This is a genomic window from Curtobacterium sp. MCPF17_018 (genome assembly GCF_003234135.1).
GTDB lineage: Bacteria > Actinomycetota > Actinomycetes > Actinomycetales > Microbacteriaceae > Curtobacterium > Curtobacterium flaccumfaciens.
Map to the genome: position 1 here is coordinate 99,590 of NZ_QKSJ01000001.1, position 22,208 is coordinate 121,797.

Sequence of the window (22,208 nt, forward strand, 5' to 3'; positions counted from 1 at the left end):
GGCTCGTCCCATGACCTACATCGCCAGTGACGACCGCTACGACTCGATGACGTACCGCCGGACCGGCCGCTCGGGCCTCGACCTGCCGCTGCTCTCCCTGGGGTACTGGCACAACTTCGGGGACGACATGCCCTTCGAGAACCAGCGTGCCATCAGCCGCCGGGCGTTCGACCTCGGGATCACCCACCACGACCTCGCGAACAACTACGGCCCGCCGTACGGAGCCGCCGAGGTGAACTTCGGCCGCCTGATGCGTGAGGACTTCCGGCCCTACCGCGACGAGATGGTCATCTCGACGAAGGCCGGCTGGGACATGTGGCCGGGGCCGTACGGGCAGGGCGGTGGCTCGCGCAAGTACGTGCTCGCCTCGCTCGACCAGTCGCTGCAGCGCACGGGCCTGGACTACGTCGACGTCTTCTACTCGCACCGTCTCGACGCCTCGACCCCGCTCGAGGAGACGATGGGCGCCCTGCACACCGCGGTCCAGCAGGGCAAGGCGCTGTACGTCGGGATCTCGTCGTACGACGCCGAGCGCAGCCGTCAGGCAGCCGAGATCCTCCGCGACCTCGGTACGCCGCTCCTCATCCACCAGCCCTCGTACTCGATGCTCAACCGCTGGATCGAGACCGAGGGGCTGCTCGACGCCGCCGGCGAGCTCGGCTTCGGCGTCATCGGCTTCACCGCGCTGGCACAGGGGCTCCTGACCGGCAAGTACCTGAACGGTGTGCCCGAGGACTCCCGGGCGGCAGCGGGCAAGTCCCTCGACGCGTCGAGCATCACGCCCGAGGTCGTCGAGCACCTCCGTGCCCTGAACGACGTCGCGGCCGCGCGCGGACAGTCCCTCGCGCAGCTCGCCCTCGCCTGGGCGCTCCGCGACGAGCGGGTGACCTCACTCGTGATCGGTGCCTCGCGGGTGTCGCAGCTCGAGGACAACGTCGCCGCGCTGTCGAACACCTCGTTCACCGACGAGGAGCTCCGTGTCATCGACGAGCACTCCGTCGGCATCACGGACGTCGACCTGTGGGCGGGAGCCCGCGCGGGCGAGGTCTCCTGACCCGAGCGCCACGGGGCGCGGCGGCCCGGTCACGACACGTCGCGGGTCGTGTGCCGACCGGTCACGAAGTGTCGGCTGGCGGCGCCGCAGGCGACGGTCTGCGACCGCACCGCGGACGACCGACGGGGTGTCGTGACCGGTGCGGGGGTCCTGGGCGCGTGGCGCGGCGGCCGGGAGGCGCGGGGCGCCCCGTCACGCGCCTCCCGTCCGTCGACCGGTCGCGACACGTCGTGGGCCGCGTGCCGACCGGTCACGAAGTGTCGGCTGGCGGCACCGCAGGCGACGGTCCGCGACCGCACCGCGGACGGCCGACGGGGTGTCGTGACCGGTGCGGGGGCCCTGGGCGCGTGGCGCGGCGGCCGGGAGGCGCGGGGCGCCCCGTCACGCGCCTCCCGTCCGTCGACCGGTCGCGACACGTCGCGGGCCGCGTGCCGACCGGTCATGAAGTGTCGGCTGGCGGTGCCGCAGGCGACGGTCTGCGACCGCACCGCGGACGGCCAACGGGGTGTCGTGACCGGCGGGACGGCGCCCGGAGCGAACTCCTCCGGTGCGCGGCGGCCGATTGGTACCATCGACAGCGTTCGACAACACGCAGTGTGTATCTACCGGCCGCCGGCTCCCCGGCGGACAACGGCGGCACCCGATGGGTCCGCCGCCACCGAACCGGGCGGGCCGAGAAGGCACACCCCAATGCTCCAGACCCGTTCCACCGGCGACACTCCGCCCACCAGCGACGCCCCGCCCGCTCCGGACCGCTCGCTCGTCTCGCTCGCCGGGCGCTGGTACTTCCCCGTGGCGTTCATCGCCCGGCTCCCGTTCGCGATGATGGTGGTCGGCGTCCTGACCTTCGTCGTCGCCGCCCGTGACTCCGTCGCCCTCGGCGGCATCAACTCCGCCGCCGTCGGCATCGGATCCGCGATCTTCGGCCCGATGGTCGGCGCCGCGGCGGACCGCTTCGGCCAGCGGGCGGTGCTCGTCCCCGTCGGCCTGGTGAACGCGGCGCTGCTCGGGTTCTTCCCGTTCGTCGTCAGCGGCACCGCGCCCGACCTCGCCGTGCTCGCCGTCGCGTTCTGCATCGGCGCCTCGGCCCCGCAGGTCGCCCCGATGTCCCGCACGCGGCTCGTCGCGATCATCCGGCAGCGAATGGCCCCGGCGCGGCGCGAGAAGACCCTCAGCGGCACCATGGCCTACGAGTCCGCCGCCGACGAGACCGTGTTCATCATCGGCCCGTTCCTGGTCGGCATCCTCGCCAGCGCGATCGCCCCGTGGGTGGCCGTCGCCGGCGCCTCGGTCCTGACGTTCGTGTTCGTCACGGCGTTCGCGCTGCACCCGACCGGCAAGCTCGTGGTCGGCCAGCACGCGGAGTCGACGCAGGCACCCGCACGGCAGCTGCTGCGCCCGCGGCTCGTCGTCGTGGTCGTCGGCATCCTCGGCATCGGCCTGTTCTTCGGCTCGACCCTCACCTCGCTGACGGCGTTCATGGAGACCCACGGCGAGGCCTCGCAGGCCGGCCTGCTCTACGGCCTGATGGGCATCGGTTCCGCCGGGTTGGCACTCGGGTCCGCGGCGTTCCCCCGGGCCTTCGGCCTCGGCTGGCGCTGGCTCGTCTTCGGCGTCGTGCTCCTCGCCGGTGCGGTCGCGTTCGCCGGCGCCGACTCCGTCGTCGCCGCGGGCGTCGTCCTCGCGGTCATGGGCATCGGGATCGGACCCACCCTGGTCGCCCAGTACAGCCTCGGTTCGGACCGGTCACCCGTCGGCCGGTCCGCCACCACCATGACGATCCTCGGGTCCGCCGTCATCGTCGGCCAGTCGATCGCCTCCGCCATCACCGGTGACGTCGCCGAGCACCACGGCACCGCCGCAGCGATGCTGCTGCCGGCGGTCTCCGCCGCGATCGTCGTGGTCGCCGCCGTCCTCAACCTGCAGCTCCCGCGTCGGGTCGCGACCGCCTGACCGCGAACGTGAGCGCCTGACGGACGGGAGGCCCGTGGCGACGCCGCCACGGGCCTCCGGTCCGTCAAGGGAATGGACGAGGCTCGCGAACGCTCAGGACTCGGTGTCGTCGACGAGCAGGTCCTCGTGCCGGTAGTCGTCGGCGCGCAGCCCGGCGCGGGCGATCATGTGCGTCGACACCGGCACCAGGAACAGCTGGAACACCATGATCGGCAGCACGACCCAGAACGCCGTCCACGTCCACACCGCGACGACGATGGCGGCCAGCGCGAGCGCGAGCCCGAGCACCTGCGGCTTCGCCATCGCGTGCAGACGGACGAGCGGGTCCGGGAACCGGACGATGCCGACCCCCGCACCGAGCGACAGCAGCGACCCGACGAGCAGCAGCCCGATGGCGATCCAGGCGCGGATGCCGGCGTCGTCCACGAACGACTCGATGATCTCGATCACGGCTGGTCCTCCTCGGCACGCTCGGGGGTGGTGACGGTCAGTCCCTCGTCGGACGGATCCGCCGAGGGGGTGACGGCCCGGGCCACGGCGACCGTGGCGAACACACTCGTCGCCGAGATCACCACGAGCACGGGGATGCCGGTCAGGTCCTGGCGGATGACCATCGCGGCGGCGATCACCACGAGCACGGTGGTCAGCACCATGTCGGAGCCGATCATGCGGTCGAGGATGGTCGGCCCGCGCACGATCCGGTAGACCGCCAGGGCCAGGGTGGCACCCAGCAGGGCGAGGACGAGCACGATCGCGATCCCCGTCACGACGACGGCGGGGCTCACCGGGTCACCTCCGGCAGCGGCTCGGACAGCTCGGAGACGTCCTGCTTCGACCCCAGTGCGCGGATGACCATGGCCTCGATCCGGAGTGCGACGCGGCGTTCGTCCTCGACCTGATCCAGGCGCTCGGTGTCGAGCACATGGATCAGCAGGCGACGGCGCCGCAGGTCCACGTCGGCGACGTACGAGCCGGGCACGAGCGAGATCGCGAGGGTGGCCAGCGTGAAGGTCATCTCGGACGTGGAGTGCAGCTGCACGAGCGTGATCGAGCTGCGCCGCACACCGCGGGGACGGAACGCGACCCACGCGACCCGGAAAGACGCCACGACGACGAGCCCGGACCACACGACCAGGAACCGCAGCACGTGCACGATCGAGAACCGTGCGGACAGCGGGACCGGCGGGAGCGGCAGCGCCTGGGTGACGAGGAGCGCCACGACGATGCCGCACAGCAGCGTCAGCGGGGTCCACGACCCCCAGAGCAGCGCCCAGAGCACGGTGAGCCCCGCGACGAGGGGCACGTCGTAGCGCCACGCCAGCGCGATCCGCCTGGCGTTGGAGATGCGGCGGACGTCGGTCATCGTTCACCTCCGAGCACGGCCTGCACGTAGCGGTCGGGCGACTCCAGCGACTCCGCTGCGCGGGTCGCGTAGCCGTAGAGCGGGCCGGCGACGACGGTCAGGGCGACGGACCCGAGCACCGCGACGGTGGTCACGCCGACGAGCATGCGCGGCAGGCGCACCTTCTCGGGAGCCTCGCCGATCGCCTCGGTCGCGCCGGTGGTCGGACTGGAGGCACGGGTCGCGTGCGGTGCGTCGGTGACCGCCACCGAGCCTCCCGGGTGGTACGCCTCGCCCGTCTCCTCGGAGACGGTGAGCGGAGCCGGTTCCGGCGACCGCAGGTGGGCGTGCGGTTCGGCGCTCGTCGCGTGCGGGGCGGCGGCCTCGGCCGCCGGCTTCGGCCGCCAGAAGGCGGCGTCCCAGACCCGCATGAGCGCGTACAGGGTGAGCAGCGAGGTGACGACGCCGGCGCCGATGGTGACGTACGCCATCGGGGAACCGTCCTCGGCGGCGGCGCGGAACAGACCGAGCTTGCCGATGAAGCCGGAGAACGGCGGGATCCCGCCCAGGTTGAACGCGGGGATCAGGTACAGGGCGGCCAGCAGCGGTGCGGCCTTCAGTAGTCCGCCGAGCGACCGGGTCGAGGTCGTCCCGCCGACACGCTCCATCAGGCCGGACACCAGGAACAGCGTGGTCTGCACGACGATGTGGTGCACCGTGTAGAACACCGCGGCCGCCGTGCCCGCGACGGTGCCGAGGCCGACGCCCATCACCATGAAGCCGATGTGGCTGATCAGCGTGAAGGACAGCAGCCGTTTCACGTCGGTCTGCGACACCGCGCCGAGCACCCCGACCACCATCGTCAGTGCGGCGACGACGAGCAGCACCTCGTTGAGCTGTGGTCGCGGGAAGATCACCGTCTCGAGCCGGATGATCGCGTAGATGCCGACCTTGGTCAGCAGGCCCGCGAAGACCGCGGTGACCGGCGCCGGGGCCGTCGGGTACGAGTCCGGCAGCCAGAACGCCAGCGGGAACACGGCCGCCTTGATGCCGAACCCGATCAGCAGCATCGTGTGCAGGAGCAGCTGGACGTGCTCCGGCAGGTCGGCGACGCGCTCGCTGATCTGGGCGATGTTCACCGTGCCGGTGGCGCCGTAGACCAGACCGATGGCGGCGAGGAAGATCGCCGACGCGATCAGGCTCGTGACGATGTACGTCGTGCCGGCCCGGACGCGCTGCTCGCTGCCGCCCAGGGTGATGAGCACGTAGCTCGCCACCAGCAGCATCTCGAACGCCACGTACAGGTTGAACAGGTCACCCGCGATGAACGAGTCGAGCACGCCGGCGGCCAGCACCAGGTACGTCGGGTAGAAGATCGTGACCGGGGCGTCCTCGTCGTCGGCGGCCAGGCCCTGCCCGATCGAGAACAGCAGGACGAGCAGCAGGACGCTCGCACTGACGGTGAGCAGCAGGGCGCTCAGCCGGTCGACGACGAGCGAGATGCCGTACGGGGCGTCCCAGCCGCCGACCTGCACCACGATCGTGCCGTGCCGGTCGACCAGGACCATGAGCGTGGCGGCCACGGCCAGCGCCACGACGAGCACCACGACGGTGATCGCACGCTGGAGCTTCTGGTGGCGGAGGAGTCCGAGCGCGACCGCGGCACCGAGCAGCGGGACGAGGACGAGGAGCGGGACGAGCCAGGTCATCGGGTCGCCTCCTGTTCTGCGTCGGTGGTGGTCTCCGGGTCCTCGTCGGCCGGCTCGTCGCGGTCACGGCCGATGGCGGCGTCGGCCTCGTCGACCTCGACCTCGTCGGCGCGGGACAGCTGCCACGACCGGTGGATCAGGGCCAGCAGGAACGCGCTCACGGCGAAGGTGATCACGATCGCGGTCAGGGCGAACGCCTGGGGGAGCGGGTCGGTGATGTTCTCGGCGCTCGTGCCGATCGGCGGGTCGCCCGCGGCGCCGGACATCACCAGCAGCAACAGGTTGAGGGAGTTGCCGAGCAGCAGGAAGCCGAGGAGCATCCGGGTCAGGGAGCGTTCGAGCAGCAGGTAGACGCCGCACGAGAACAGCACCGCCATGGCGATCACGAGGACGAGGGTGACGGTCATGTGGCGCTCCCTTCCGGGGTGGGGGCATCGAGGGTGTCGCTGACGGACTCCTCGGTGGTGTCGCGGGTCGGGGTCGAGGCGTCCTCGAGGCGCTGCCGGTCGACCTCGGCGCCGAGGCTGCGGAGGACGTCGAGCACCAGGCCGACGACGACCAGGTACACGCCGATGTCGAAGAACGTCGCGGTGACGAACTCGACGTGTCCGAGGATCGGGACGGTTGCCTCGAAGAACTCGGAGTACAGGGCTTCGCGACCGAAGAACAGCGGCACGATCGCCGTGATGGCGGCCGTCGCGACACCCAGGCCGAGCAGGCGACCGGCGCGCACCGGGGCCGCGGCGCCGAGTTCGGCGGGACCGCCGGCCAGGTAGCGGGCCGCGAGGGCGATGCCGGCGACCAGGCCTCCGGCGAACCCGCCACCTGCCGAGTTGTGGCCCGCGAACAGCAGGTAGAGCGACAGCACGATCAGGCCGTGGAACAGCAGTCGGACGACCACGTCGAGCAGGGCCGAGCGGCCGGTCGGGATCGCGGCGCTCGTCGGTAGCCAGGCGCGTGGCTCACCGTCGGTGCGCTCGCCGTTCGCGGTCAGGGTCTCCGGCAGGTCCCGCAACCGGGGCAGGGTGTCCTCGCGCGAGTTCACGAAGATCAGGCTGGCGACGCCGGTGGCTGCGGCGACCACGACGGTGAGCTCACCGAGGGTGTCCCAGCCGCGCAGGTCGACGAGGGCGACGTTCACGACGTTCAGACCGTGCCCGAACGAGCTCGTCAGCGCGGGCAGGTCGGGCCAGAGGGGGCGTGCCGTGCGGGCGGAGGCGGCCACGACGACGACGATCGCCAGGGTCAGCCCCGCCAGACCGGCGAAGAGTGCCCGCACGACCCGGAACCGCGACGGGTTGGTCGTGGCGATGCGCGGGGGCAGCCGTCGGAGGACCAGGACGAAGGCGATCAGGGTGACCGTCTCGACCACGAGCTGCGTCAGGGCGAGGTCGACGGCGCCGTGCAGGACGAACAGCACCGAGAGGCCGTAGCCGGTGACGCCGACCAGGACCGCGGCGGCGAACCGGGTCTTCGCCGTGAGCACCGCGATGCCGGCGATCGACATCACGATCATCACCGGGATCTGGCCCCACGTGTCGGCGAACCGGACGTGGAACTCCCACGGCCCGCCGAGCACCAGGTTGGCGAGCGCCCCGGCGACGAAGACCGACAGGATCACCGTCAGGTAGTAGGGGAGCGAGCCGCGTTGCAGGCTCGCGGTGAGTCCGGTCGCTCCGCGGTCGAGCAGTCGCATGCCGTGCCGGTAGGTGCCCGCGGCACTCGGGAACCCGGCGAGCCGGTGCTGGAGCGCCTCGACCGGACGCCGCAGGGCGAACAGTGCGAGGCCCCCCACGAGGGTGATCGCGGACAGACCGAGCGCGGGCTCGAGGCCGTGCCAGAGCGCGAGGTGCGGGACCTCCTCGCCGCCGAGCGCTGCGGTCGTCGCCGCGGGCTCGATGCCGTGCGCGACCACCGGGGTGAGCAGGCCGAGTGCGAGCCCGGCCAGCGCGAGCACCGAGGGCACGACGGCGAGGCCGTGCAGGGCGTGCGGCTCGGTGGTCGCGACACCGGGCTTGCGGGCGAAGGCGCCCCACAGGAACCGCAGCGAGTAGGCCACGGTCAGCACCGAACCGACCGTCACGCCGATCAGGGCGAACCAGGCCCAGCCGGCGTCGGGGCCGTGCAGGGACTCGGTGAACCCGGTCAGCACGGCTTCCTTCGCGACGAACCCGATCGTCGGCGGGATCCCCGCCATCGACACCAGCGCGAGCACCGCGACGACCGCCAGCCACGGGCGGGCGCGCCCGAGTCCGCTGAGCCGGCCGAGGTCACGCGTGCCGGTGATGTGGTCGATCGCGCCGACCACGAGGAAGAGCGTCGACTTGAAGGCGGCGTGGGCCACGAGGAGTGCGACCCCACCGAGGGCGACCGCGGGGGCACCCCAGCCGGCGGCGAGCACGAGGAACCCGAGCTGGGCCACGGTGCCGTAGGCGAGCAGGAGCTTGAGGTCGGTCTGCCGCAGTGCCCGGTACCCGCCGACGAGCATCCCGGCGACGCCGAGCAGTGTGATCGTCTCGCGCCAGCCGTCGAGCAGCGCGAACGCGGGCGCGAGCCGGGCCACCAGGTAGATGCCGGCCTTCACCATCGCCGCGGCGTGCAGGTACGCGCTGACCGGGGTCGGTGCGGCCATCGCGGCGGGGAGCCAGAAGTGGAAGGGCACGATCGCCGACTTCGTGAGCGCTCCGAGCAGCACCAGGACCACCGACACCGAGACGACCGTGCCGCTCGGGGGATCGGCGACGATCGCGGACAGCGAGGTCGTGCCCGCCGTGACCGAGAGCATCACGAGGCCCGCGAGCATCGCCAGACCACCGGCGGTGGTGACGACCAGGGCCTGCATGGCGGCGGCGCGACTGGCACGCTTCGCGGCGTCGTGCCCGATGAGCAGGTAGGAGAAGACCGTCGTGGCCTCCCACAGGACGAACAGCACGATGACGTCGTCGGCGATCACGAGTCCGTACATCGAGCCGGCGAAGGCGGTCAGGACCCCGGCGAACCGACCGAGCCCGGGTTCGTCCCGCTCGAAGTACGAGGCGCAGTAGACCAGCACCAACGCGCCGACGATCGACACGACCAGTGCGAGCACCCACGACAGGGCGTCCATCCGCAGCGTGACGTCGAGGTCGAGCTGGGGGACCCACCGGTGCCGTTCGACGACGCTGCCGTGCAGGGCGGCGTCGGTCTGGGCGATCGTCAGCACCGCCGCCGCGGCGGGGGCGAGGGCCGCGACGTAGAAGACGCGGCGGCCGAGGACGGGGGTCAGGGCGGGGACGATCAGGGCGACGATCGCGAACGCGACGAGGACGAGGACCATCGGGCACCTCCTCGGGGTCGGGCTGCAGTCCGGCTCACTGGGCTCTCACAGCTTACGAAGCGACCCATGTGGAGAACCTGTGCGGCCGGACAGCAGTCCGCTCAGGTCCGGCCGTGCGCGCGAGCCGGGATCTGCGTCGCGAGCTTGCCGCCGGAGACGTCGAGCAGGGTGCCGGTGATGTACCCGGAAGCGTCGCTCGCCACGAAGACGAGCAGGTCGGCGACGTCGTCCGGCGTCTCCCACCGGCGGAGCGACAGCGTGTCGAGCAGGCGGTCCTGCGCCTCGGTCGGCATCGTCGCGAAGCCGTTCATCGCCGTCGGCACCATGCCCGGTGCGTAGGCGTTCACGGTGATCCCCCACGGGCCGAGCTCCGACGCCAGGACGCGGGTGAACGAGACGACGGCGGCCTTCGACGCCGCGTAGGCCGCGCTCCCGACGCTGGGCACGATCGCCGCGAACGAGGCGGCGTTGATGATCCGACCGCGTCCGGCCGCCTGCATCACCGGAGCGACGGCCTGGCTCATCAGGAACGTGCCGCCGAGGTTGACGTCCATGCAGCGTCGCCAGGCGTCCCACTCCAGTTCGGCGACGGTGCCCGTGACGTTGATGCCGGCGTTGTTGACCAGCACGTCGATCGTGCCGTGCCGCCCGACGACCTCGTCCACGGCGTCGTGCACCGACTGCGGGTCGGCGACGTTGCACACGACGTGGTCGAGCGGGAAGTCCGGCTCGAAGGCCAGGTCGAGCGCGACGACGCGGCACCCCTCGCTGACGAAGCGGTCGGCGAGTGTGCGGCCGATCCCGCGCGCTGCGCCGGTCACGACGACCACTCGGTCGGTCAGGTCGAGGTGCATCGTTGCTCCCGTCGTCGGTGCCTTCAATAGGCATACTATTCGAGCATGACGGATCAGCGTGTGCTCTGGGTCACTGGTGGAGGCAGCGGCATGGGAGCCGCGAGTGCCGAGGCGGCGGTGCGGGACGGCTGGACCGTGGTGCTCAGCGGACGTCGTGCCGACCGGCTCGAGCAGGTCGCGCGCACCGTCCGCGGCGCGGGGGGAACCGCGCACGTCCTGCCCCTCGACGCGAACGACCCCGACGCCGTCACCGCCGCGCGAGACGCCGTGCTCGAGCGGCACGGCCGGCTCGACGGGCTCGTGCTGGCGGCCGGACTCAACGCCCCGCGACGCCGGTGGGACGACCAGTCGCTCACCGACTTCCGCGCGATCGTGGACACGAACCTCACCGCCGTCGTCACGCTGGTGGACGCTTCGCTGCCGGCACTCCGCGTGGCCGGCGGCGTGGTCGTCGTGGTGTCGTCGTACGCCGGGTGGTCCTTCCAGCCGGGAGCGGGTGTCGCGTACTCGGCGAGCAAGTCCGCGCTCGCCTCGGTCGTCCGCACGCTCAACCAGCAGGAGGCCGAGCACGGCGTCCGTGCCACGCACCTGTGTCCTGGTGACGTGGCGACGGACTTCCTCGACCAGCGGCCGGAGGTCCCCGATGCGGCCGCCCGGCAGCGCATGCTCCAGCCGGAGGACGTGGGGCGGACGGTCGCGTTCGTGCTCGGGGCGCCGGCGCACGTGCGCATCGACGAGCTCGTGCTGTCGCCTGTCTCGCAGCGGTGACGAGCACCTTCGAACGGGTCCTCGACCAGGTCGGTGCCGCCGTCGTCTCCGGTGCCGTCGCCGTGGGCAGCCGCCGGAGCATCGACGACCTGGTGGCCTGGACGGGTGCCAGTCGCAGCATCGTCCGCGAGGCCGTCCGAGTCCTCGTCGCCCTCGGCCTGCTCGCCGCGCGGCAGCGGGTCGGCGTGACCGTCCTCGGCATGCGGGAGTGGGACGTCCTGGATCCGCGCGTGGTGCGGTGGCGGCTGCGGGGCCCGGACGGTGACCGCGTGGCGGCCGAGCTCCGTGAGCTGCGTGCGGCGGTCGAACCCGCCGCTGCTGCCGCAGCAGCCCGGCGGGCAGCGCTCGACGAGTTCGCGGACCGACGGGAGGCCCTCCGCACCACCGCCGACGAACTCGCCGCCGCCGCGACCCGCGACGACCGCCTCGACTTCGTGATCGCGGACGTGCGGTTCCACGCGCTCGTGCTCGACCTGTCCGGCAACGCGCTGTACCGACGACTGCACCAGGTCGTCGGCCAGGTGCTGCGCGAACGCGGGAGCGTCCGCCCGGACCGGCACGACGTCGGCCTCCACCTCGCTCTCGCCGATGCCGTCCTCGACGGTCGTCCGGACGAAGCAGCCTCGACGATGCGGGCGATCGTCGACCGCACGTGAGTGGAGCGCCCCGGACCTGCGAGGATGGACCCCGGTGTGCCCCTCCGGTGCCCGTGGAGGGTGAGTCGTGGACGCAGCACAGGACCTGGTCGTCCAGCTCGTCGGGACCCCGTGGGCGTTCTTCGTGGTCGGCCTCGTGCTCGCCGTGGGCAGTGTCGCGGTCTTCCTGCCCAGTCAGGCACTCGTCGTCGCGATCGGCACCCTCCTGGTGGGCGGTGACGGCGGTCTCCTGCCGGTCCTCTTCCTCGTCGTCGCGGCGTCGATCGGCATGGTCCTCGGCGACCTCGGGCTCTACCACCTGGCGCGTTCGGTCGACCTCGGCTCGAGGTCGTGGTTCTCGCGTCCGAAGGTCCGCGCGGCCCGGGACGCCATCGACGGCCGCTACCGTGCAGCTCCCGGGCGCATCGCGGTGCTCGGACGCTTCATCCCGATGGGTCGGTTGACGACGAACCTGGTCGGCGCGGACAGCGGGCTCGACCTCCGGCGGTTCCTGCTCAGCTGCGTGCTCGCCGACGTCGTCTGGGCGGCGTACTGCGTCGGCATCGCCTCGGCCACCGGGCGTTGGAGCCGCGAGCAGCCCTTCCTCGTCACGACCCTCGCGGTCGTGGCGTCGATCCTGCTCGGCCTCGCGATCTCCGCGATCGAGAAGGCCCTGCGACGACGCAGCGAGGCGGCGGCCGCGGCCTGACGAAAGTAGGGTGGGCACCCCGTTCGAAGGAGAACCCGTGCTGCTCGACGACCTCGTGCCGGACCGCGATGCGCTCGAGCGCATCGCCACCGGCAGCACCTGGGCCGAGGGGCCCTGCTGGATCCCGTCGACGCGCACGCTGCGGTGGTCCGACATCCCTGGCGACCGGATCCTGCAGTGGCACGCCGACTCGGGGGAGACCTCGGTGTACGCGGACGGTGTCGAGTTCACCAACGGCCGCACGCTCGATCGGGACGGCAGCGTCGTGCAGTGCTCGCACGGCCTGCGTCGGGTCGAGCGTGACCGCGACGGAGTCGTCACGCCGATCGTCGACGTGTGGGACCGGGGCCGCTTCAACTCCCCGAACGACGTCGTGGTCGCGCGGGACGGCGGCGTCTGGTTCACCGACCCCGCCTACGGCATCACCCAGCCGCGTGAGGGGCACCCGGGCGTGCGCGAGTACGGCGACCACTGGGTGTTCCGGTGCGGACCGGAGGGCGGGGACCTGCGACCCGTGGCGACCGACCTGGACGAGCCGAACGGCCTGGCGTTCGCCCCGGACGAGCGGGTGCTGTACATCGCGAGCTCGTCGGGCGACGAGCCGGTGATCCGTGCCTACGACCGCCGTGGCGACCTGCTGAAGAACGGCCGGGTGTTCGCGCGGCTCGAGCCCGGAGAGGGAGCGCCGGACGGCATCCGGGTCGACGTGCACGGCAACGTCTGGTCGTCCTCCCACCGCGGCGTCGTCGTGTTCGACCCCGAGGGAGCCCGGATCGGAGCGGTCGCCGTGCCGGAGGTCACGTCGAACCTGTGCTTCGGCGGCGACGACGGCACGACGCTGTTCCTGACCGCGACGACGTCGGTGTACCGGATCGCCACGACGACGCGGGACGCTGCCGTATCCTGACTCGGCCATGCAGTGCGACTACTTCGACCGCGGGGTGTGCCGGTCGTGCACGCTCATGGGTCAGCCCTACGCCGACCAGGTCCTCGACAAGGAACTCCGGACGCGCGAGCTCCTGCACGACGCGGTCGAAGCTGCCGGGGGTCCCGGAGCGGTCTCCTGGTCGCCCGCGATCACCAGTCCGGAGTCGGGGTACCGGAACAAGGCGAAGATGGTCGTGGGCGGATCCGTCCAGCACCCCACCGTCGGGATCCTCGACCACCGGCAGCGCGGCGTGGACCTGCGGCACTGCGGGATCTGCACGCCCGGCATCCGGCACGCGTTGCCCGTGCTGGCCGAGTTCGTCTCGACCGCGGGGCTGATCCCGTACGACGTCGCCGCGCGCCGGGGCGAGCTGAAGTACGTCCTGGTCACCGAGTCGCCCGACGGCGAGCTGATGATCCGGTTCGTGCTGCGCTCCGAGGGACAGCTGCCACGGCTCCGGCAGCACCTCGACGCCCTGCGCGCCGCACTGCCGAACGCGGTCGTGGTGACCGTCAACCTGCTGCCCGAGCACAAGGCCGTCACGGAAGGCGACCGCGAGATCGTGCTGACCGAGCAGGAGACGCTGCCGATGCGGCTCGGCGGGATCACGATGCACCTGCGGCCACAGAGCTTCTTCCAGACGAACACCGGCGTCGCGACCGAGTTGTACGCGCAGGCGACGGCCTGGATCGACGAGCTCGATCCCGCGTCGATGTGGGACCTGTACTGCGGCGTCGGCGGGTTCGCGCTGCACGCAGCCCGCCCCGGTCGCGTGGTGACCGGCATCGAGACGAGTGCCGAGGCGATCCGCTCCGCGCGGCAGTCCGCTCGTGAGGCCGGCCTCGAGGGCCTCCGGTTCGCCGCCGACGACGCGACCGAGCACGCACTCCGCGCCCGTCCGGACGCGGTGCCCGAGCTCGTCGTCGTGAACCCGCCGCGTCGCGGGATCGGCGAGCGGCTGTCGACCTGGCTCGAGGAGTCGGACGTGCAGCACGTCGTGTACTCGAGCTGCAACCCCGTGACCCTGGCGAAGGACCTGGCGCGCATGCCGTCGTTCCGGCTGCGTCGGGCCAGGGTGCTCGACATGTTCCCGCAGACCGGTCACCTCGAGGCCGTGACCCTGCTCACACGGGGTTGATCCCGAGCGCCGATCGGCATTGCCAGGGAATTGCCAAGGACACGTACCCGGGTACGGCTCGATCACCATGCCCATGGGGATGTGCCCGTTCAGGTTCGGGGTAGGGGTACATAGCATCTACGGGTAGAACCGTTTGTCTCGGTTTGATAACGGTCAAGAGTTTCCTATGGTTGCCGACCGAGGTGCCGCCGGCCCGATGACCACTGCCCCCGGTGGCGCACCCCCACAATCGACCGCGATCGGTCGGGGTGGGCAGTGGATTCCGCAGCAGATGCGGCTCGTGACCCCGGTGGAGCAATCACATGAAGAAGCTTTCCCGTACCCGCACCATCGTCGGTGGCCTGGCGTTCGCCGGCATCGCAGCGACCGGTGTCGGCCTCGCGGCAGCCCCCGCGAACGCAGCGTCCGGTTCGACCTGGGACCAGCTCGCGCAGTGCGAGTCCGGCGGCAACTGGGCCATCAACACCGGCAACGGCTACTACGGCGGCCTGCAGTTCAACCTCGGTACCTGGCAGGCGAACGGTGGCGCGGGCAACCCCGCCTCCGCCAGCCGCGAGGCCCAGATCGCCGTCGCCGAGCGTGTCCTCGCCTCGCAGGGCTGGGGTGCATGGCCCGCCTGCTCCGCCCAGCTCGGGCTGAGCGGCACCAGCGGTGCAGCCCCCGCCGCGGCCGCCCCGGCCCCCGCACCGGCTCCGGCGCCCGCAGAGCAGGCTGCCCCGCAGCCTGCCGCTCCGGCACCGGCTCCTGCCGAGCAGGCCGCCCCGCAGCCGAGCACGACCGAGTCGACGCCCGCCCCGGCAGCGACGACGCCGAGCAAGCCGGCCCCGGTCGAGACGAGCGGCAAGACGTACACGATCGCCTCGGGCGACACGCTCGACACGATCGCGACGAAGCTCGGGGTCGACGGCGGTTGGAAGCAGCTCTGGGCCGCGAACACGTCGACCATCGACGACGCGAACCTGATCTACGCCGGCCAGGAGCTCCAGCTCCCCGCCTGATCTCTCCGCAGACCGGACACGACGACGCCCCACGATCTCGAGTCGTGGGGCGTCGTCGTGCGTGCGGCCTCGCGGTACTGGACTACTGCGGGTTGTCGGCGAGCCAGCCGGCGACGTCGTCGGACCGGAGCGCCTGGGACAGGGAGCCGACGGCGAGCTCGTTCAGGTTCACGATCGACTGCCCGTCCGGTGCCGTCCCTGAGCCCGCGGTCGGCACGGTGAAGGTCACGAGGTCGTCTGCCCGGACCGCTCGGAGCGACCACCCGAGTTCCGCCATCCGTGCGAACGAGAACCCTGCGTCGACCGACAGGTGCGCACTCGTCGCCGCGACGAAGTCCTGGATGCGACCGGGGTTCGTGACGGTGCCGCGGGACAGCAGCCCGTTCACGACGCCGCGCATGAACGCCTGCTGGTTGCGGACGCGGGTGTGGTCGGCGTCGACGAAGGCGTAGCGCTCCCGGACGAAGGCGAGTGCTGCGGCCCCGTCGAGCCGGTTCGCCCCGGCCGTGAAGTCGTGGCCGCGTGCTGAGAACGCCCGGGGGGATTCGACCGTGACGCCGCCGAGGGCATCGGTCATGTCCTCGAACCCGGCGAAGTCGATCTCCGCCACGTGGTCGATCCGGATGTCCAGGAGCTGTTCGACGGTCTCCGTGGTGAGGGCGACCCCACCCCAGGAGTAGGCCGCGTTGATCTTCGCGCGCCCGTGTCCGGGGACCTCGACCCAGGAGTCGCGCATGATCGACATGAGGTACACGTGCTGTCGGTCGGCGGGGACGTGCGCCAGCATCAGGGTGTCGGAGCGCCCGCCGAGCTCGGGCCGCGCACCCTCGGGGCCGCCCTGCGCGCGAGTGTCGGACCCGATGAGCAGGATGTTCTCACCGCCGGACGTGCTCGGTCGCGCACCGCTCGGGAACGGGTCGGCGATGGTGTCGCGACCGGCATCGAAGCTCCGCGCGAGTCCGCCGACGAACACGCTCGCCACGACGGCGATGACCAGGGCGACACCGACGAGCGAGCCGAGCGTCGCGATCAGGGCGACCAGGAACGGTCGCCGTCGCCGCGTGCTGCGACCGGGTGCGCGGAGAGTGTGTGCTGCGGCCGCCCGGGCGGCTCGGCGTTCGGACATGCGGGGCTCCTGTGGTCAGGTCGGCACGGACCGACCACGGGATCTTACCGCATGTGGTATTTCACGAACAGTGTTTCACTCGGGCTGTGGCTTGGCGAGCAGCTCGCCAAGTGCCGTCCGGAGTGCCGGGTCCTCCGGCAGGACCTCGCGCTCGATGTGCCGCGCGGTCTCCCACGCGGACCGGCCGGCGGGCGTCACGCTGACCACGCGGCGCCGACGGTCGGCGGGGTGCGGGGTCCGCTCGACGAGACCGTCCCGCTCCATCCGCTCGAGGGTGCGGGACATCGTCTGCGGCTGGACCCGGGCCGTGCGGGCGATGGTGTCGGCGCCGGTCGGTCCGGTCCGGATGAGGATGTCGATCGCGACGACCGCGGCGTGCGAGAGCCCGATGGCGCGGAGGCGTTCGTCCCAGTCCCGTTCGACGGACCGTGCGGCCGCGGACAGCAGGCGTCCGAGGGGCCACTGCTCGGTCATGTCCTGCATGTCGTGATTCTACGGTCGGCAGGTGCGCTCGACCGTCAAGTAATCAGCATGCTGATGATCGGTGTACGCTCACCGACGTGTCCCGCTTCCTCCGCATCGTCCTCCCCGCGCTCGTCATCGTGGTCTGGCTCGGCATCGCCTCCGTCGGCGGTCCGTTCTTCGGCAAGATCTCCGAGGTCTCCACCAACGACCAGACCTCGTTCCTACCGGCCTCGGCCGACGCCACCAAGGTGCAGGAACGGTCCTCGGAGTTCCGCGACGAGTCGGGGGCTCCCGCGATCATCGTCCTCGAGCGTGAGGGTGGCCTGACGTCGACGGACCTCGCCGACGCGAAGGCGTTGGTCACGACGCTGTCCGACCGCGCCGACGTCGAGGCCGTCAGCCCGGTGATCCCGAGCGAGGACGGCGACGCGGTCGAGATCGTCGCCACGCTCACGCAGGACGCCGAGACCGGGGACGCGGTCGAGGCCATCCGGGCCGACGTCGACGATGCGCTCCCGTCCGGTGTGAGCGGCTACGTCACCGGTCCCGCAGGGTTCACCGCGGACCTGACCGAGGCCTTCGCCGGCATCGACGGACTGCTGCTCGGGGTGGCGCTCGCCGCGGTGTTCGTGATCCTGATCATCGTCTACCGATCACCCCTGCTGCCCGTCCTCGTGCTCGGGACCGCCACCTTCGCCCTGTGCGCCTCGATCCTCGTGGTCTGGTGGCTCGCCGAGGCCGACATCGTGACGGTCAACGGGCAGGTGCAGGGCATCCTGTCGATCCTGGTGATCGGCGCGGCGACGGACTACGCGCTCCTGTACACCTCGCGCTTCCGGGAGGCGCTGCGCGACCACCGCACCGGTTGGGACGCGACGAAGGCCGCCCTGCGGGGGAGCCTCGAGCCGATCCTGGCCTCGGGCGGCACGGTGATCGTCGGGGTGCTCTGCCTGCTGCTCTCCGACCTCAACTCGAACAAGGCGCTCGGCCCCGTCGCGGCCATCGGCATCGCGTTCAGCCTGCTCGCTGCCCTGACGCTCCTGCCCGCGCTGCTGCTCGCGTTCCGCCGCGCGGCGTTCTGGCCGCTGCGTCCGGCGTTCGGCAGCGCCCACCCCGAGCTCACCGGTCCGGACGCCCGCGGCATCTGGGCGCGCGTCGGCCGGCTCGTCGCTCGGCGGTCCCGGGTGGTGTGGATCGTCTGCACGGTCGGCCTGCTCGCGATGGGCGCCGGCCTGTTCGGACTCAAGGCGGACGGGGTGCCGCAGAGCGACCTGATCATCGGGTCGTCCGAGGCCCGTGACGGTCAGGACGTGCTGGCCGACCACTTCCCGGGCGGTTCCGGCAGCCCGGCGCAGGTCATCGGTGCGGAGCGCGACCTCGACCAGCTCGTCGACGCGATCACCGCGGTGGACGGGGTCGACGGTGTGGTCGCCGCAGCGAAGGACAGTCCCGCCGGTACCGTCCCGGTGACCGGGGACGCCGCCGGCAGCGGCACGCCGACCGTCTCCCGCGGTGACGTCCTGCTCGAGGCGACGCTGTCCGACGCCGCCGACTCGGACGCCGCCGAGCAGACCGTCCGCGACCTCCGCACCGCCGTCGAACGGGTCGACCCGGGAGCGATCGTCGGAGGCGTCACCGCGACGGCGGTCGACACGAACGACACCGGGATCCGCGACCGCACGCTCATCATCCCCGTGGTGCTCGTCGTCATCCTGCTGATCCTGATGCTCCTGCTCCGCAGCGTCGTCGCGCCGCTCGTCCTGATCGGCAGCGTGATCGTGTCCTTCGCGGCGGCCCTCGGTGTCGGAGCGCTCGTCTTCGACCACGTGTTCCACTTCCCGGGCGCGGACCCGAGCGTGCCGCTGTACTCGTTCGTGTTCCTGGTGGCCCTCGGCGTCGACTACAACATCTTCCTCATGACACGAGTGCGCGAGGAAGCACTGCGGCACGGTCCACGCGAGGGCGTCCTGCGCGGACTCGGGGTGACCGGCGGGGTGATCACGTCGGCGGGCGTCGTGCTCGCCGCCACGTTCGCCGCCCTCGGCGTGATCCCGATCCTGTTCCTCGTGCAGATCGCGTTCGTCGTCGCGTTCGGCGTCCTGCTCGACACGATCGTGGTCCGCTCGCTGCTCGTGCCGGCGCTGGCCTACGACCTCGGGCACCGGGCCTGGTGGCCGTCGCGCCTCTCGCGCACGAACCCTGACATGTGACACGCTGGACCCATGCCAGTTCCCTCGACGCAGCCCGCTGCCGAGCGCAAGCTCCTCCGTGACACGGTGCAGGACAAGATCCGCGACGCCATCATGGACGGCACGCTCGAGCCCGGGGAACGGCTCAACGACGACGACCTGATCGCCTGGCTCGGGGTCTCCCGGACGCCGATCCGCGAGGCCCTCGCCGAACTCGCCCGGGCCGGACTCATCGAGATGGCGCCGAACCGCTACACCCGGGTCGCGGCGCCGACGAAGGACGAACTCCTCGACGCGTACCGCACCCTCGGCGTGATCTACGGTGGCGTCGTGCGGCTCGCGGTGCCCCGGTTCACCGACGCGCAGCGCAAGAAGATCGTGAAGATGCTCGACGACGTGCACGCGCGGGTGGGCGCCGACGAGCAGGACCAGGTCGCCCGCGACGGCGCCGGCATCTACTCGATGTGGGCCGACGCGTGCGGCAACCCGTCGCTCGTGCAGCTCTGCAACTCGACGACGGACGGGCTCTCCTTCAAGCTCCGCGTGCCGGAGCTCGCCGAGCTCCTGCCGGCCGAGGTGATCCTGCCCGAGCTGACCAAGCTCAAGGACGCCGTCGTCGCGAAGGACCCCATCGCCGCCGAGCTCGCCATGGAGGCGATCCACCTGCTCCCGTCGCGCGACTAGCCTTCCGGACGCGACCAGGCGACGGCCTGGAGGCGCGTGGCCGCCCCGCCACACGCCTCCAGGCCGTCACCGCGTCACCACGCGACCAGGCGAGCCGTCAGTGCGCGACGGCGCTGATCATCCCGAGACCGACGCTGATGCGGTCGGCGACCTCGATGAGGTCCTCGGCCAGGGATCCGAGGTCACGGTCGCGGAGCTGCGTGAGGCGTCCGGAGATCGAGAGCGCGGCCGCGGTGTCCCCCGAGGCGTTCCTGATCGGCGCTGCGATGCAGAACCGGCCGAGCGCGAGTTCCTGGTTCTCCTCGGTCCAGCCGCGCTTCGCCGAGACGGCCAGGTCGGCCGTCAGGGCGTCGTGCGACGTGATGGTGTGGTCGGTGTACCGCGCCAGGTCCGCACCGAGGAGCCGCTCCCGGTCCACCTGTGACAGGTCGAGCATGAGGGCCTTGCCGAGTGCCGACGCGTGCAGCGGCTGTCGCATGCCGATCATGGTGTGCGACTTCGGGGCCAGTGACCCCTCGAAGTGGCAGAGGTAGATGCACGAGGCGGCGTCGCGCACCCCGACGTTCGCGGTGAGGCCGATCCGGTGCGCGAGTTCCTGCGCCGCGGCCCGGCTCTCCCGGTGCACCGGGTTGTGGTTGAGCCCCTGGCTGGCGAGTTCGAGCACGGCGCGACCGACCGAGTACCCCTGCGAATCGGGATCGCGGCGCACGTACTCGAGCGACTCGAGCGTCGCGAGGAGCCGACCCGTCGTCGATGTCCCGAGGCCGATCGCCCGCGCGATGTCGGAGGCACGCATCGGCCCGTCAGCAGCACCGAGCGCGCCGAGGACCGCCGCGGCGCGCTCGACGCTCTGGTTCGGAGGGGTGGTCGTCATCCCCTCATTCTGGTCTGCGACGGCGATCAGGACACCGTGACGCCGCTGACGAACGCGTTCGAGCGCACCTGCGCAGCTGTCAGCGGCACCCCGCCGAGCACGACGTCCTGGAACGCGACGCCCGAGATCCCGTGGGCGGCGTCCCAGCCCGACAGCGTCACGGAGTCCGCCGTGACGTCGGTGAAGTGGCGGATCGTGATGCCCGTGATCCGACCGCGTTCGTCGCGGTAGCCGGTGTCGTTCGAGTACTGCCCCTTGAGGACCTGCAGCACGATCGCTCGCTTCCCGACCGGCTGCGACTCCACGTGGAAGCCGTCGACCGTGACGTCGGAGACCGTCGCCCAGTCCTGCACGTCGAACTTCAGGGCGACCTCCTTGGCGCGGAGCACGTACGACTGCGTGATCGAGATGTCGGTGAACAGCGACGTCTCCATCGAGGAGCCGAACCGGACGGGGTTGCCGCCGGTGACGTTCCAGAAGGTGGTGTCGAGGGCGTGCAGCCCGCGGGTCTCCGGCTCGCCGTTCGTGGCGGCGTCGAGGGCGTGCCAGCCGAAGCCGTCGTCGCCGCTCATCACGAAGTTGTGCTCGACCGCCATGTCCTGCACGCCGTCGGTGTCGATGCCGTCGTTGTTGATGAGCGTGCCCATCAGGTTCGTCCACGACACGTGGATGCCCGACGACCGGATGTACAGCGTCTGCCACCACTGTGCGTTCCGGACGCCGATGCCGGAGACCGTGACGTCGGAGCTGTCGCGGAACCGGATCGCCATCGTCTTCGCGGTGCGCGAGGTGTCGTCGCCGGCGTCGAGGATCCCACGGCCGAGCACCCGCACGCCGGTGACGCCGTCACCGTCGATGCGACCGTGCACCAGTGCACCGGGAGCCAGGTAGATCGTCTGCCCGGACGTCGGGCGGATGACTCCGGCGTCGTGCTCGCCCGGGCCGAAGTACCGGACCGAGGGGTCAGCGGCGGACGGCACGGTCGTCTCGGCCGGTGTGACGAAGAGGAACAGTGCGCGAACGCCGGGCGTCTCGATCACGAGCGGGTGTGCGTCGCGGATCGTGAACGTGATCGTGGAACCGGAGCGGGTCGTCGCGATCGACAGCGTCCGTGGTGTGACGACCGGTGTGGCCGACGCGGCGAGGCCGGGCATGGTGACGCTGACGGTCGCCGTACCGGCCCCCTTGGCGAACATCGCGACGTCGTGCGAGGTGCCGCTGACCGACTCGGCCCTGACCGGCACGGCCGTCCCGTTCGCCGAGACGGTGTGCGCGGTCGCGGTGGGCGAGGTGGGGTTCCCCGGGTTGGGCTGGATCGTGGCGGTGCCGGCGGTGACCGCTGACGGACTGGCGGCGGTGTCCGCGACCGCAGCCGCGCCTCCCGGCCCGGACGTGCCGACGGCGGCGAGTGACAGCGCGACGACCGTCGCGATGGTGTGTGCGCGCAGGCGCATGGCGATCTCCCT

General features: G+C 71.6%; 21 protein-coding genes. 10 read left to right on the plus strand and 11 right to left on the minus strand.

Features of this window, described 5'->3' with window-relative positions:
• Window positions 1–10 precede the first annotated feature (10 nt).
• Together mgrA and DEJ27_RS00480 are read left to right on the plus strand one after the other, a co-directional pair.
• Window positions 11–1,054, plus strand: coding sequence for an L-glyceraldehyde 3-phosphate reductase (gene mgrA / locus DEJ27_RS00470; RefSeq protein WP_071245810.1), 1,044 nt, complete (start codon window positions 11–13; stop codon window positions 1,052–1,054).
• Between the two features lie 690 nt (window positions 1,055–1,744).
• Window positions 1,745–3,007, plus strand: coding sequence for an MFS transporter (locus DEJ27_RS00480; RefSeq protein ID WP_110858579.1), 1,263 nt, complete (start codon window positions 1,745–1,747; stop codon window positions 3,005–3,007).
• Between the two features lie 93 nt (window positions 3,008–3,100).
• Here DEJ27_RS00480 and mnhG read toward each other — a convergent pair whose 3' ends face one another.
• The 7 genes from mnhG to DEJ27_RS00515 form a co-directional block, all read right to left on the minus strand.
• Complete coding sequence (gene mnhG / locus DEJ27_RS00485) at window positions 3,101–3,457, minus strand: monovalent cation/H(+) antiporter subunit G (protein ID WP_071245814.1); 357 nt, start codon at window positions 3,455–3,457, stop codon at window positions 3,101–3,103.
• Window positions 3,454–3,792 (minus strand): sodium:proton antiporter, encoded by a 339-nt coding sequence (locus DEJ27_RS00490; protein WP_110858580.1) that lies wholly within the window; start codon window positions 3,790–3,792, stop codon window positions 3,454–3,456. Before DEJ27_RS00490 ends, mnhG begins: the two co-directional genes overlap by 4 nt.
• Window positions 3,789–4,370, minus strand: a complete 582-nt coding sequence (locus DEJ27_RS00495) for a Na+/H+ antiporter subunit E (protein ID WP_110858581.1) — start codon at window positions 4,368–4,370, stop codon at window positions 3,789–3,791. Before DEJ27_RS00495 ends, DEJ27_RS00490 begins: the two co-directional genes overlap by 4 nt.
• On the minus strand, window positions 4,367–6,058 hold the full coding sequence (locus DEJ27_RS00500; RefSeq protein ID WP_110858582.1) for a Na+/H+ antiporter subunit D: 1,692 nt from the start codon (window positions 6,056–6,058) through the stop codon (window positions 4,367–4,369). The genes DEJ27_RS00495 and DEJ27_RS00500 overlap by 4 nt, the downstream gene beginning before the upstream one ends.
• Window positions 6,055–6,465 (minus strand): Na(+)/H(+) antiporter subunit C, encoded by a 411-nt coding sequence (locus DEJ27_RS00505; RefSeq protein WP_110858583.1) that lies wholly within the window; start codon window positions 6,463–6,465, stop codon window positions 6,055–6,057. Before DEJ27_RS00505 ends, DEJ27_RS00500 begins: the two co-directional genes overlap by 4 nt.
• Window positions 6,462–9,374, minus strand: coding sequence for a Na+/H+ antiporter subunit A (locus DEJ27_RS00510; RefSeq protein ID WP_111090116.1), 2,913 nt, complete (start codon window positions 9,372–9,374; stop codon window positions 6,462–6,464). Before DEJ27_RS00510 ends, DEJ27_RS00505 begins: the two co-directional genes overlap by 4 nt.
• 101 nt (window positions 9,375–9,475) lie before the next feature.
• Complete coding sequence (locus DEJ27_RS00515) at window positions 9,476–10,228, minus strand: SDR family NAD(P)-dependent oxidoreductase (RefSeq protein ID WP_110858585.1); 753 nt, start codon at window positions 10,226–10,228, stop codon at window positions 9,476–9,478.
• A gap of 45 nt (window positions 10,229–10,273) precedes the next feature.
• Here DEJ27_RS00515 and DEJ27_RS00520 point away from each other — a divergent pair, with 45 nt between their 5' ends.
• The 6 genes from DEJ27_RS00520 to DEJ27_RS18095 all read left to right on the plus strand — a co-directional run bounded on the left by DEJ27_RS00520 (window position 10,274) and on the right by DEJ27_RS18095 (window position 15,404).
• Window positions 10,274–10,996, plus strand: a complete 723-nt coding sequence (locus DEJ27_RS00520; RefSeq protein ID WP_258369756.1) for an SDR family oxidoreductase — start codon at window positions 10,274–10,276, stop codon at window positions 10,994–10,996.
• Window positions 10,993–11,652 (plus strand): FadR/GntR family transcriptional regulator, encoded by a 660-nt coding sequence (locus tag DEJ27_RS00525; protein ID WP_110858587.1) that lies wholly within the window; start codon window positions 10,993–10,995, stop codon window positions 11,650–11,652. The genes DEJ27_RS00520 and DEJ27_RS00525 overlap by 4 nt, the downstream gene beginning before the upstream one ends.
• Before the next feature lie 67 nt (window positions 11,653–11,719).
• Window positions 11,720–12,340, plus strand: coding sequence for a DedA family protein (locus DEJ27_RS00530; protein ID WP_110858588.1), 621 nt, complete (start codon window positions 11,720–11,722; stop codon window positions 12,338–12,340).
• Window positions 12,341–12,380: 40 nt separating this feature from the next.
• Window positions 12,381–13,247, plus strand: a complete 867-nt coding sequence (locus DEJ27_RS00535) for an SMP-30/gluconolactonase/LRE family protein (protein WP_375231887.1) — start codon at window positions 12,381–12,383, stop codon at window positions 13,245–13,247.
• A gap of 7 nt (window positions 13,248–13,254) precedes the next feature.
• Complete coding sequence (gene rlmC / locus DEJ27_RS00540; protein WP_110858590.1) at window positions 13,255–14,406, plus strand: 23S rRNA (uracil(747)-C(5))-methyltransferase RlmC; 1,152 nt, start codon at window positions 13,255–13,257, stop codon at window positions 14,404–14,406.
• A 302-nt stretch (window positions 14,407–14,708) separates the two neighbouring features.
• The gene (locus DEJ27_RS18095) at window positions 14,709–15,404 is read left to right on the plus strand and encodes a transglycosylase family protein (RefSeq protein ID WP_110858591.1); all 696 of its coding nucleotides are present in this window, start codon (window positions 14,709–14,711) and stop codon (window positions 15,402–15,404) included.
• Between the two features lie 82 nt (window positions 15,405–15,486).
• Here the strand turns inward: DEJ27_RS18095 and DEJ27_RS00550 are convergent, their stop codons facing one another.
• A complete protein-coding gene (locus DEJ27_RS00550) occupies window positions 15,487–16,530 on the minus strand; it encodes an LCP family protein (protein WP_111090118.1) in 1,044 nt (347 codons plus the stop codon).
• A gap of 75 nt (window positions 16,531–16,605) precedes the next feature.
• Window positions 16,606–17,013, minus strand: coding sequence for a MarR family winged helix-turn-helix transcriptional regulator (locus tag DEJ27_RS00555; protein WP_110858593.1), 408 nt, complete (start codon window positions 17,011–17,013; stop codon window positions 16,606–16,608).
• Window positions 17,014–17,090: 77 nt separating this feature from the next.
• On the opposite strand from DEJ27_RS00555, the gene DEJ27_RS00560 reads away from it, so the two are divergent.
• On the plus strand, window positions 17,091–19,205 hold the full coding sequence (locus DEJ27_RS00560) for an efflux RND transporter permease subunit (protein ID WP_110858594.1): 2,115 nt from the start codon (window positions 17,091–17,093) through the stop codon (window positions 19,203–19,205).
• A gap of 12 nt (window positions 19,206–19,217) precedes the next feature.
• A complete protein-coding gene (locus DEJ27_RS00565) occupies window positions 19,218–19,868 on the plus strand; it encodes a GntR family transcriptional regulator (protein WP_110858595.1) in 651 nt (216 codons plus the stop codon).
• Between the two features lie 97 nt (window positions 19,869–19,965).
• Here DEJ27_RS00565 and DEJ27_RS00570 read toward each other — a convergent pair whose 3' ends face one another.
• Window positions 19,966–20,742, minus strand: coding sequence for an IclR family transcriptional regulator (locus DEJ27_RS00570; protein ID WP_027467181.1), 777 nt, complete (start codon window positions 20,740–20,742; stop codon window positions 19,966–19,968).
• A gap of 26 nt (window positions 20,743–20,768) precedes the next feature.
• On the minus strand, window positions 20,769–22,196 hold the full coding sequence (locus tag DEJ27_RS00575) for a hypothetical protein (RefSeq protein WP_111090119.1): 1,428 nt from the start codon (window positions 22,194–22,196) through the stop codon (window positions 20,769–20,771).
• Window positions 22,197–22,208: the final 12 nt, after the last annotated feature.